We start from the raw sequence: 12,180 nt of genomic DNA on the forward strand, positions 1-12,180 counted from the left end.
GGGGTGTCTGTCAACGCGTCAAACGGCAGCCGCCTGGCCGCGCAGGCTTTGCAGCGCATGCAAAATCTCCAGCCGCATCGCGGCGATGCGCTCGTCGTCGATGCGCCGGGGGTGGGCGATATCGATGCGCCAGCTCTGTACGATGCGGCCTGCACCGGCCTGCACACCCGGCGTGCTGCCCATCAGCAGCACCCGGTCTGCGACCAGCAGCGCCTCGTCTATATCGTGGGTGACCAGCAGCGCGGCGGTATGCCAGCGGTGCACCACCTCGACCAGCAGCGCCTGCATGTCGCTGCGGGTCAGCACATCGAGCGCCGAGAACGGCTCATCGGCCAGCAGCAGGCGCGGCTCACGCGCCAGTGCCCGGGCCAGCGCCGCACGCTGGGCCATGCCGCCCGACAGTTGCGCCGGAAAAAGCCGCTCCTTGCCGGCCAGGCCCACCGCGCCGATGCTGGCCTGCACGCGCTGTGCAATCGCCTGCTGCGTGGCCTTGGGCTGGTGTTTGAAGTCCAGGCCAAAGGCGACGTTGTCCTGCACATTCAGCCAGGGCAGCAGGCTGGCCTGCTGGAACACCACGGCCGCACGCGGGTGCGGCGCGCGCAGGGGCGCATCCAGAAACTGCAGCGTTCCAGCATCGGGCGGTTGTAAGCCCGCTAGGGTGCGCAGCAAGGTCGATTTGCCGCAGCCACTGCCGCCCAGCAGCGCCACAATTTCCTGGCTGTCGATATCGATGTCGATGCCGGCAAACACCGGCCGGTCTGCCTGGTAGCCATAGGCCAGGCCGCGTCCCTGCAAGGCTTGGCGGGGTGCAAGGCTTGCCGTCATACCGCCACCTGCGGTGCATGCTGGGCCAGCTCCCCTTCCAGCTGGGTCAGGCTGGGCGTGACGATGGGGATAAAGGCCGACTCGCGCCAGCGGCGGCCAAAATCGGGCTGCCGGTCCTGCAGGTAGGCGCGGCCCCCGGTGGCCTGCAGCTCCAGCTGCAGCGCTTGCTGCACCAGGCCTGCCAGACGCATGCGCAACGCAAACAGGGGGCTGACATCGGCGACCCAGCGGTCACCCAGCACACCGCCCAACAGCGCTGCCTCCACCTGGCCCAGTGTCGTCTGCGCCTCGGTCACGCGGCTGTGCAAGGGGCCACGCGCGCCCGCATCCTGGGCGGCAGCCTGCAACGCCGCCCGCGCCAGGCCAATCGACAACGCACACTGCATGCCCAAAAACCCGGGCCGTGCGGCTTTGAGATACGGCGGCCCGGCCTGGGCCAGCAGCGCCTGGGCGGGCACCGTCACCTGGTTCAGCTGCAGCGCCGCAGTATTGCTGGCACGCATGCCCAGCAGGTCCAGATCGGGCGAGCGCACCAGACCCGGCAGGCCGCTCTCCAGCGCCATCACCATCGGCAGGCCGCCCCCTTCGGGCTGCACCGCAGCGGCCACCACAAAGCCCTGGGTTCGCACGTTGGACACCCAGGGCAGCACGCCATCCAGGCACCAGCCCTGCGCCACCGGCCTGGCCTGCACCTGCAAGGCCTCGATGCGCGACAGAAACTTGATGACATTGGAGAGGCCCACCGCGCCCGCGATATCGCCACGCAGCAACGCATCCCACCAGCGCTCACGCGCGGCCTCATTGCCGCTGGCCTGCAGGTAGTGGATAAAGGCGCGCTGGCTCCAGAACACAAAGGCGCTGGTCAGCGACAGGCTGGCGACCTCGGTGATCGCGGCCATGGCATCGCGCACATCCCCGCCATGGCCGCCTTGCGCGGCAGGCAGGCCCATGCGCAGCAGGTCATGGTGGGCCAGCATCGGCAACACGGTGCTGGCCAGCTCGGCCTGGGTATCCAGTGCATGGGCGCGCTGCGCGATGTCGGCGCGCGCGCTCGCGGTCAGCAAAGGGTATGGGGTGGTGCGCATGATGCAAGGCCGGCGGCCCCTTTGACATGAACGCAATGGCAGCCATTGCCGGGCCACCAGAGGGCGGGCATGGAAAGCATCAGTCGCATGGTCAGTTGCCGGACCGGCAAAAAGTCATGGTGGGAGCGCGGGCAGGCCCCGCGCGAGGATGCTGCAGTCTAACGCAACTGCCTTATAGGCTTATTTGACCGAGCGCAGGTGCTTCCCACAGCAGCGCAGCCATTGCTCGCGCATCTGCGCCTCCAGCGCCAGCAGGCTCTCAGGCGGGCCGCCCCCGCCGACGGCCTGCACGTCCTGCAGCTGCTGCTGGACCTCGGGCCGGGCCAGCACCTGGGCCACGGCCTGCTGCAGTTCGCGGTTGGCAGCAGGGTCGGAGTGGGCCGCTGCCCAGAGGATGTAGTGGTCGTAGACCGCCAAACCCGCCAGCGCGGCATGGGCGCCCAAGGTGGGCCAGGTAACGCCATCGAGGCTTTGCGGATGGGCCGGATCCGCTGTGGTGCCCAGCACCCGCAGCTGGCCACCTCGCACTGCCGTGGCCACGCCATTGACGGGCGCCAGCACGAGCTCCACCGCATGTGCCTTCGTCACCACATCGGAGTCGGGGTACATACCGCGGAAGACCTGGCGCTGCATGTCCACACCGCCGCGCGCCAGCAGCTCGGCCAGTGCCAACTGGCCGATCCAGCCATCGTCCCCGGTGCCCACGCGCAGCCGGCCCGGGTGGGCCCGCGCATAGGCCAGCAGGTCGTCGGTGTTGCCAATGCCCAGCGCATCGGCCTGCGTACTGTCGATGGCCAGCACCAAGGGCTGCGATGCGACCAGGGTCACCGGCAGCAGCGATCGCAGCGCGGTATCGATGGCAGGCCCTTGGTGCAGGCCCGGGATTCCGCCCCGCGGCAGGGTCATGGCCGTGAACAGCAGTTGCCGGTCGCCCCCGTCGGCGGCCAGCCGCTCATAGTCGGCCACGCTGGCATCGGGCACATGCCTGATCTCGACATGGCGGCCCAGCAGCTGCGGCAAATGGGCGGCCACCATCCGGGCATAGTGGCCATTGCGGCCACCAGCTGGTGATGGCACGGTGATCTGCAGCGGCAGCTGCGCCTGCGGCGCCAGCCACTGGCCGGCATCGTTCATCACGCCATAGCGGATGGCCCACTGGCCGGCGGTCGATGGATTGCGCACCAGCGCCTCGGCCACCCAGTAGCGGCCCATGCGCCAGTACTGCCGGACCATCGGCCACTCGTCCCGCCAGCCGGGCGGCCGCCAGTCCTCGGCAAACAATGCCGACACCACCGCGTAGCCATGGCGAAACCGGCGCGCCTCGTGGAACTGCGGCGCAATCACCCACTGGCCTTTTGCATTTTGGTAACCCCAGCGCCCGGTGGCAGCGTCCTGGACGGGGCGCAGCGCCTCGCCACCCTGGCTGCGCTGCAGGCGCTGCCAGCGGCATACCCGGGGCGTGCCGGCGTCCCGCTGTAGCCGCAGCCCGGTATTGCTGCACAGCTGGATGCGGCGCTGCGCCGTCGCATCGGGCAGTTGGCCAAAGGTGAACGGAATCACCATGCGCCCCTGCGGATCAATCAGACCGGCGCCGAGCGAGCCCGGTGTCACGATCTGCTTTTTGTAGTCCATCCACTGTGCGGTGGTGATATCGCTGGGCGGCACCGGCGCCAGCCAGCGGCCTCCGGCATCGCGCAGGCCCGGCTGCGCATACACCAGGTCCAAGCGCAGCGCCGACGGCAAGGGCTGGGCGTCACCCGGCACCAGGTAGGCGACCGCATCGGGGGAGTACACCCCGTTCGTGGTGCCGCCATCGCAGGTAACCGGTGGCACGGCCCAATGGCCTTGCGCATCCAGGTGCCCATAGGCGGTGGTTGCTTCTCGCCGGCCATTGGGCTTGTGCTGCACCAGCCAGACCTTGGTAGCGGGCTGCAGCACGTTGTTCACCTTGGAGTTGTTGTGCGAATCCACCCGCACCACCTGCCAGCGGCCCTCACAGAAGCTGCCTGCGGACGGCGCGAGAAAAAGCGTGTTCCCCTCCAGCGCATCGAACAACGCGGGCGCCAGCCCCGTGTTCGGGTCCGGGTTCAGGCTCAGCCAGCGCAGGCGATCGATGTGTCGGGGATCAGTGCCGATCTGGAACATGAAAATCTCTGCCCAGGGCGGCGCAGACGACGACACGGGCAGCAGCTGCCAGTGCGGCTGCATCGGCATCGCGCGCTCGGGGTGGGCATACAGCTCCTGGTAGTCAGGCGGCGCAGCCTGGGCGCTGGCTACGCCGAGGCCGCATGCCAGCAGCGCCAGCCAGGCGCGCAAAAGCTGCAGGGCTTTCATACCGGGGCCCCGGCCGGGCCGTTGGGTGCCGATGGCAGCTGCGGCGAGACGCTGCGAGAGATGCAGAGGAAGGAGCATGGAGGCCATGGACCGAAGGGGATACAGCGCCAAAGTATCCGCTTTTTCTGCGCCCGCCCGGCAGCGGCCTCGCCCAGAAAAACCCTGGGGCCTGCGCGCTGTTGCACCGGGCCGGCGCCCAGGGCTTGGCCGGCTCAGGCCTGCGCAGTCTCCAGCGCCGGCTCACCCAGGCTCAGCATCAGGCGGTTGGCCCAGTTGAAGAAGGCCGCGCCTTGCAGCGCATCGGCAATCGCATAGTCGTCCAGCCCGTTCTGGCGCAGGCCGTCGATATGGCCGGCATCCAGCGCCAGGGGCGTCTCGGTCAATGCCACCGAGGCGGCAACGATCGCGTTCCAGCGGGGGCCCAGATCGGCCTGCACGCCTTGGTCCAGCAGCTTTTGCACATCCTCTTCACGGCGCGAGAAATGCGACGCAAAGCGCGCATGCACCGAGGCGCAGTAAATGCAGCCGTTGAGACGGGATGTGGCCGCAGCGGCCAGCTCGCGCTCGGCGCGGGGCAGGCCACCATCGGGGTTGTAGAAGATGTCCTTGTCGGTGCGGGTGCGCGCACCCAGGGTGTCGGGGTCGCGGGCGAGCAGCCGAAAGTATGGCGACTTGGCGCGTGACGCATCCACCAGACCGTCAAAATGCCTGGGGGTCAGCTCCGCCTCCGGCAGCGGTTCAATCCAGGGCAGCCAGTCCAGCTGGGCCTGGGTGAAGACCTGGGGTTCGGTGCTGTTCGGGTAATGCAAGGTTTGCTCGCTCATGCGGCGTTCTCCTCGGCGGTGGGTTGTGGGGCGGATGCGGATGGGGCAGGATGGGCCTGCAACAGGCGCAGCCCCGCCACCACGCGGATCTGAAAGGCCAGGAAGGACACCAGCTGCGACAGCACCACGATGTCGGTCGCACTCCAGCCCGCATCCAGCAAGGCTTGCAGATGCGCGGGCTTGGCATCGCGGGGGTGGAAGGCGAGCAGATGCGCATGCGCCAGGCCGGCAGACAAGCGCTCGCCCAGCACGGCACGGTTCTGCGCAGCCACCGCGTAGACCGGGCCGGCCTGGTCTTCGGCGCTCAAAGGGCCTTGCGGGTACTGGCCATAGGGCCCACGGGCCAGGCCCTGTGCCGCTTCGCCATCAATGGCTTTGCCCAGCGCCAGGCTCGCCTGGGTGGCCAATGCATCGCGGTAAAAACGCTGCACCTGCGGCTGCTGGTGCAGAGCGGCCACAAAGGCGGCCACTGCCAAACGCTCGTTCAGCGGCCACTGGCTGCTGAGCGGCGCGCGGGGCGCCAACAGCGCCAGGTAGCTTTGCTGGGCCTGCGCGCGTGCCTGCAGGCGGTGGCGGCGCACGGCATCCAGGTGGCTGCCCGGCTGTATGCCGGCGAGCTGGTCAATCACATCATCGGTCTCCGATGGGTTCCATGCAGAAGTCATCAGTGCATCACTCCAAAAAAATCAGGCCAGTGCCGGCACCGGCACGGGGGCAGAGGCGGTTGCGGGCGGCACTGGCGCGTCGTCGCGCCACCAGCCCAGCGCCGGCGCCACATACTGCGCGGTCAGCGCGATCGAGCGCAGGATGTCGGCATGCGGCGGGTCGATCGAATGCACCTGGAAGGAGATGTCGGTCACCCGCGCCAGCGCGGTATCGGCACGCAGCAAGGCAATCACCTCATCGGGCGTACCCACATGCACGTCGTAGGCGGCCAGCAGCTGCGCCAGCGGAGCATCCGGCCCCCATTGGCTGGCCGGGCCGCCCGGGTTCGCAGCGGCGGCACGCGCCAGGCTGCGGCGCAGGCCCACATCGGCCAGCTGCAACGCACGCTGGCGGTCTTCGGCCACAAACAGGGTGCGCGACCCCAGGATGCGCGGCGCCGTGCCAGCCGGCAACGCCGCCAGGTAGGTGTCGATCAAGGGGTTCTGGATGTCGGCCAGGCTGGCACCCGGCGCCTCGGCGCTGCGCGGCTGGGTGCGCGACAGCATCAGCCCATCACCGGCCAGGCCGGCGCGCTCGGCCCCGGCGGCGGAGAACGTGGCCTGCCAGATGCGCGGCAACAGCTGCGGCCCGGCAGGGTAGAGGCGATCACCGCCAGGCAATGGCAGCCCCGCCCAGGCATTGCGCAACACCGCCAGGTGCTGCGCATAGATGCGGGCGCGGTCGTCGCTGCGCAGCCCAAAGGCGGTAAAGGATTCGGGCGTGCCACCGGTGCCCACGCCAAACTCCAGGCGGCCACCTGAGAGCAGATCCAGCACCACCGCGTCTTCGGCGACCCGGATCGGGTTCTCCATCGGCAGGGTCACGATGCCCGTGCCCAGGCGGATGCGCTGCGTGCGCGCCGCCACATGGCTCAGGAACACCATCGGCGCAGGCAGGCCGCCTTCGGCTTCATGAAAGTGGTGCTGCGCCACCCAGGCCGTGTCAAAGCCATGGGCCTCGGCATGCTGGATCTGCTCGGTCACCAGGCGGTAGCGCTCGGCAGCGCTGGCCTGGTCCAGCAGGCGGCTGAAAAAGCCCAGGCGTTTTCTAGGCGGCGAGTGCAGGAATGGGCTCTGGTTCATGGTGGTGTTTTTGTCCGGGAATGGCAGCGATCAGCTCGCGCGTATAGGCACTGCCGGGGCGCGAGAACACCTCGTCCACCGGCCCGGCATCGACCTGGCGGCCGCCCTGCAGCACCGAGACGGTATCGGCAATCTGGCGCACCACGGCCAGGTCGTGCGAGATGAAGAGATAGGTCAGCTGCAACTCGCGCTGCAGCTGGTCGAGCAGTGCCAGAATCTGCGCCTGCACGGTCACATCGAGGGCAGACACGGCCTCGTCCAGCACCAGCACACGCGGCTGCAGGATCAGCGCGCGGGCAATGGCCACCCGCTGGCGCTGGCCGCCCGAGAGCGCGCGCGGGCGGCGCGTCAGCACCGCCGGCGGCAGGCCCACGCGGGCCAGCATGTCATGCACGCGGCGCTCGCGCTCGGCCTGCGCCAGGCGCTCAAAGTTCAGCAGCGGCTCTTCGATGATCGCGTAGATGCTCTGGCGCGGATCGAGCGAGCTGAACGGATTCTGGTAGACCAGCTGCACCGTTTTGCGGAACTGGCGCAGCGCCTCGCCGCGCAGCGATGTCACATCGACGCCTTCGACCGTGATGCGGCCCGCCGTCGGTTTGCCAAAGCCCACCACGTCGCGGATGGTCGTGGTCTTGCCCGAGCCGGACTCGCCCACGATCGCATGTGTGCTGCCCCGAGGCACTTCGAACGAGATGCCATCGACCGCGCGGAACAGGCCGCGCTGGCCCGCCACTGCAAAGTCATGCACCAGGCCCTGCACCACAATCGCTGGCTCTGCCACCACCGTCCGTGGCGCCCGCGCCGGCGCCGTACCCAGCGATGGCGCATCGGCCAGCAGCTGGCGCGTGTAGCGGCTTTGCGGGTTGCGCAGCACATCGGCCGTGGGCCCCTGCTCCTGGATGCGGCCGGCCTGCAGGACGACCAGGCGATTGGCGCGGTCGGCAGCCACGCCCAGGTCATGCGTCACCAGCAGCACGGCGGTGCCAAACTCGCGGCGCAGATCGTCAATCAGATCCAGAATGCGGCGCTGCACCGTCACATCGAGCGCGCTGGTGGGCTCATCGGCAATGATCAGTGCAGGCTGCAGCGCAATCGCGATGGCGATCAGCACGCGCTGCTTCATGCCGCCCGAGAGCTCATGCGGAAACTGGCGTGCGCGCAGCTCGGGCTGCGAAAGCCCCACTTTTTGCAGCAGCTCCAGCACACGCTGGGCAATCTGCTTTTTGTCGCGCCAGCCATGCAGGCGCAGCATCTCGCCGACCTGGTCACCCACGGTGCGCACCGGGTTCAGCGAGGTGGTCGGATCCTGCGGAATCAGGCTCACCACCTTGCCGCGCAGTGCCTCCAGCTGGCGCTGCGACCAGCCCGCCACGTCGGTGCCGTTGATGCGGATGCTGCCGCCCTGTACCCGGCCGTTGTCGGCCAGCAGGCCAATGATGGATTGCGCGGTCGTCGTCTTGCCCGAGCCGGACTCGCCCACCAGGGCCAGCACCTCGCCGGCGGCAATGGAGAACGTGACCTCGTGCACGGTGCGCTGCTCGGCCTGGCCGTCGTGGTAGGCGATCGACAGGTTCTCGACCTGCAAGACGGGAATGGTGGTCCCGGTCATGCGCGCCTCCGGGTCAGATCGGCACTGATATGGTTGGCCGCCAGCACCACCGCTGCCACCAGCAGGCCGGGCGCGGCGGTCAGCCACCAGGCGGTGGAGATGTAGTTGCGGCCTTCGGCAATCAGCAGGCCCCATTCGGGCGTCGGCGGCGGCGCACCATAGCCGAGAAAGCCCAACGTCGAGATCGCCAGAATGGCCGAGCCAAACTGCAGTGCCGCCAGCGCGATCACCGAGGTCAGCGAATTGGGCAGCACATGGCGCCAGAGCACGGCCGCAAAGCGCCCGCCACTGCCCAGTGCCGCTTCCACATAGTCAGAGCGGCGCACCCGCACCACTTCAGAGCGCACCAGGCGCGCAAAGCTGGCGACCGAGACAATCCCGACGGCCAGCGCCGCATTCACGGTGCCAAAGCCCAGGATGATGATCACCGACAGCGACAGCAGCAACGAGGGCACCGACAGCAGCACATCGACGAGGCGCATCACCGCGTCCTCCACCCAGCCGCCCGCTGCGCCGGCGACCAGGCCCAGCAGGGTGCCCAGTACCAGGCCGACGCTCACGGCCACAAAGGCGCCGCTGAGCGAATGCACGGCGCCGTAGACCAGGCGCGCATAGCTGTCACGGCCCAGCGCATCCGTCCCCAGCCAGTGGGCGGCGCTGGGCGCCTGCAGCTGCTGGCCGGCGGTGCCCAGCACCGGGTTGTAGCTGGTAAACCAGCCCGGCGCGATGGCCCACAGGGCCACCAGCGCCAGTACGCCCCAGGCCAGCAGCAGGCCCAGCGGTGCGGCACGCAGGCGTTGCAGGGCCTTGGCAAAGAGGGCAGGCAGGCCTGGCGCAGCCAGCCGCTGCTGCGGCGCCTGCACCGCAGCGCTGTCCGTGGCTCGGGCCCCGGTCAGCAGGCCCGGCTCGGCGGCCAGGGCGCCCAGCCCGGCGGGTGAAGAAGTGCTTGCAGACATGGTCAAACTCCCAAACGGTTGCGCAAACGCGGATCGAACAGCGGGTAGAGCAGGTCCACCGCAAGGTTGATCAGCACAAAGGCGGTAGCCGAGATGACCACGACCGCCTGCAGCACGGCGCTGTCCTGGTTGCCAACGGCCTGCTGGGTCAAGCTGCCCAGGCCATTGAGGCCAAAGACGGCCTCGGTCACCACGGCGCCGCCCAGCAGCTCGCCAAATAGCACGCCGGCCATCGTCAGCATCGGCAGCGCGGCATTGCCGGCCACATGGCGCAGCAGCAACCACAGGCGCGGTGCGCCCTTGGCACGTGCCACGGCCACAAAGGGCTGGGTCAGCACCTCGTCCACATTGCGCAGCAGGATCTGCGCCAGCGGCGCGGCAATCGGTATCGCCAAGGTCAGCGTCGGCAGCACCAGGCCTTGCCATTTGCCGGGGTTGATCACGGGGATCCAGCCCAGGCGGAACGACACCAGCTGGATCAGCACAATGCCCAGCCAGAACACGGGCACCGAAACAAACACCGAGGGCAGCGCATAGAGCGCGCCGCGCAGCCAGCGCCACGGTGCCAGCTGGGCCAGCAGCGCCAGCACCAGAGCCAGCACCACGGCCAGCGCAAAGCCCAGGCCGGCCAGCCGCAAGGTGGGCGTCAGGCTGGTGGCCAGCCCGTGGCTGACCGGCACGCCGGCCTGCAGCGAGTAGCCAAAGTTGCCGCTGACAAAGCCGGTCAGGCTGTGCCAGTACTGCTGCCACACGGGCTGGTCCGCGCCATAGGCGGCGCGGATATCAGCCACCTCCTGCGGGCCCAGGCCCAGCTCGGGGCTGAGGAACTTGATCAGCAGCGCATCGCCCGGCAGCAGCTGCAGCAGCACGAAGGACGCGGTGAACGCCGACCACAGCACCAGCAGCGCCTGGGCACTGCGCCGGGCCAGATAGGGATAGAAGGACATCGAGGTGCTCCTTGACGCTCAGCAGGGCTGTGCCTCAGCGCTTGGCCAGCCAGGTGCTGTAGAAGCTCGGGCGCCCTACGGCCTCAAACCCCACTTCGCGCACCCAGGGTGCAGCGGCGAAGGCCTGCGGCTCTTCAAAAATGGGGATCACATAAGCCTGGTCGATCAGGTAGTTCTGCACCTCGGCGGTCAACGCCAGGCGCTTCTGGGCGTCCGTCTGCGCGGCAATCGCTTCCAGCAAACCGTTGAGCTGCGGATCGACAAAGCCCTTGACTTTCTGGCTCACGCCGCCTTGCTGCAGCAGCACGTTGCGGTTGGTCGGGTAGTAGTTGCTCTTGATCACATCGGGATCGGCGCGGCCCACCATGCCGGGGGCGACTGGCGTCTTCTCCGGATCGAGGTTGTCGACAATGCGCACGCCAGCATCACCGCTGAGCACCTGCAGCTTGACCCCCACCTTGGCCCACTGCTGGGCCACCAGTTGCAGGGTTTCCTTGTTCTGCGGCTGGGGCAGCGAGTCATAGGCAGCCAGCGCCAGCGCGCGGCCGTCCTTTTGGCGGATGCCGTCCGGCCCCGGTGTCCAGCCTGCGCTCTCCAGCAGCTGCTGCGCCTTTTGCGGGTCATAGGCCAGCTTGCTGGCCAGGTTGACATAGCCCAGCGCGCTGGACGCAATCACCGAGGTGGCCTGCGGGTAGTTGTGCGAGAACAGCGTCTGCACGACCTCCTGGGTATTGGTGGCATGCAGCAGCGCCTGGCGCACTTTCAGATCGGCGACCAGCGCGTTGTCGGGCCGGAAAACAATGCTGTTGTTCACCCCCCGCGTGGACGGCGCATAGATGACGAACTTCTGCTCCTCCACCCGCTTTTCGTCATAGGCCTGCACCTGGCGGATCACACCGGCCTGGCCCGACAGCAGCGCACCAATGCGCACGCTGTCTTCCGGGGTGACGATAAAGCGCACTTCATCCAGGCGCGCGCGGCCCTGGTGCGCCAGCTGCGCAGGGCCCCAGTTGTAGTCCTTGCGGGCCGACAACACCAGCTCCTTGCCCAGGGTTTCGCTGGCCACCACGAAGGGGCCCGAGCCAATGATCTTGGTGGCATCGCCCAGCTCATCAAACGGGCGCTCCAAGGTCTGCAAAGCCACCAGGCCCGAGCCGATCACCGAGGTACCTTGGAGAAAGCCCGGTGACGGCTTGCTGAAGTAGAACTTCACCGTCAGCGGGCCCAGCACCTCACTGCGCTCGTAGTTGTTGATGACTTCGGACACCGGCAGCTTGAGTGCCTTGTTGCCGCGCCCATAGGTGTCAAAGTTCTTGGCCACGGCTGCCGCATCCAGCGGCGTGCCATCGGAGAAAGTCACGCCCGGGCGCAGCTCGAATGTGAACTCGGTGGCGCTGTCGTTGATGGTCCAGCTCTTGGCAATCCAGGGCTGGATCTCCAGCGTCTTGGGGTCCTGGTAGGTGAGCTTGTCGGTGATCTGGTTGAGCACGCCGCCATTGGGGTAGAAGCCACCGGCTGGCGGGTAGAGATTGGTATGCGCCTGCTGCTCCAGGTACACCAGGGCGCCGCCGTTGGCCGGGCCCGTGTCGGCCTTGGCCTCGGCCACACTCTCGTTCTTGGAGCAGGCCGACAGCAGCCCGCCCAGCGCCAGCACTGCCGCGCTCCATACCGCCAGTTTTTTGAATTTATTCGCTTTCAACACCACGCACCACCCTCGCTAGCCACGGGCAACCTTGCCTGCACCGGCACGCCAACCTCGGCCGCCGGGCAGCGGCACCCTTGCAGAAAGTGCCGCCATCTGGGTGTGTCATGC

General features: G+C 68.2%; 10 protein-coding genes. All 10 read right to left on the bottom strand.

Going from position 1 to position 12,180, the window contains the following annotated elements:
* Positions 1 to 18 precede the first annotated feature (18 nt).
* Positions 19 to 825 carry an ABC transporter ATP-binding protein gene (locus AB7A72_RS03440; protein WP_369459001.1) on the bottom strand — a complete coding sequence of 269 codons (807 nt, stop codon included), beginning with the start codon at positions 823 to 825 and terminating at the stop codon, positions 19 to 21.
* Entirely contained in the window at positions 822 to 1,910 is a 1,089-nt protein-coding gene (locus AB7A72_RS03445) for an acyl-CoA dehydrogenase family protein (RefSeq protein ID WP_369459002.1), read from the bottom strand. Before AB7A72_RS03445 ends, AB7A72_RS03440 begins: the two co-directional genes overlap by 4 nt.
* A gap of 180 nt (positions 1,911 to 2,090) precedes the next feature.
* Entirely contained in the window at positions 2,091 to 4,244 is a 2,154-nt protein-coding gene (locus tag AB7A72_RS03450) for a tripartite tricarboxylate transporter substrate-binding protein (RefSeq protein WP_369459003.1), read from the bottom strand.
* Between the two features lie 212 nt (positions 4,245 to 4,456).
* Positions 4,457 to 5,068: an alkylhydroperoxidase domain protein gene (locus tag AB7A72_RS03455; protein WP_313331121.1), complete on the bottom strand. Its 612-nt coding sequence runs from the start codon at positions 5,066 to 5,068 to the stop codon at positions 4,457 to 4,459.
* Positions 5,065 to 5,733, bottom strand: coding sequence for a CMD domain protein (locus AB7A72_RS03460; protein WP_239812643.1), 669 nt, complete (start codon positions 5,731 to 5,733; stop codon positions 5,065 to 5,067). The genes AB7A72_RS03455 and AB7A72_RS03460 overlap by 4 nt, the downstream gene beginning before the upstream one ends.
* A 21-nt stretch (positions 5,734 to 5,754) precedes the next feature.
* Positions 5,755 to 6,855: a putative FMN-dependent luciferase-like monooxygenase gene (locus tag AB7A72_RS03465; RefSeq protein WP_369459005.1), complete on the bottom strand. Its 1,101-nt coding sequence runs from the start codon at positions 6,853 to 6,855 to the stop codon at positions 5,755 to 5,757.
* Positions 6,821 to 8,464, bottom strand: coding sequence for a dipeptide ABC transporter ATP-binding protein (locus tag AB7A72_RS03470; protein ID WP_369459006.1), 1,644 nt, complete (start codon positions 8,462 to 8,464; stop codon positions 6,821 to 6,823). The genes AB7A72_RS03465 and AB7A72_RS03470 overlap by 35 nt, the downstream gene beginning before the upstream one ends.
* The gene (locus AB7A72_RS03475; protein ID WP_369459007.1) at positions 8,461 to 9,420 is read right to left on the bottom strand and encodes an ABC transporter permease; all 960 of its coding nucleotides are present in this window, start codon (positions 9,418 to 9,420) and stop codon (positions 8,461 to 8,463) included. Before AB7A72_RS03475 ends, AB7A72_RS03470 begins: the two co-directional genes overlap by 4 nt.
* 2 nt (positions 9,421 to 9,422) lie before the next feature.
* Complete coding sequence (locus tag AB7A72_RS03480; protein ID WP_369459008.1) at positions 9,423 to 10,367, bottom strand: ABC transporter permease; 945 nt, start codon at positions 10,365 to 10,367, stop codon at positions 9,423 to 9,425.
* A gap of 34 nt (positions 10,368 to 10,401) precedes the next feature.
* Positions 10,402 to 12,066, bottom strand: a complete 1,665-nt coding sequence (locus tag AB7A72_RS03485; RefSeq protein ID WP_373448800.1) for a TIGR04028 family ABC transporter substrate-binding protein — start codon at positions 12,064 to 12,066, stop codon at positions 10,402 to 10,404.
* Positions 12,067 to 12,180: the final 114 nt, after the last annotated feature.

This window comes from Comamonas sediminis, assembly GCF_041107495.1.
In the GTDB taxonomy this organism is placed as follows: Bacteria; Pseudomonadota; Gammaproteobacteria; order Burkholderiales; family Burkholderiaceae_C; genus Comamonas; species Comamonas sediminis.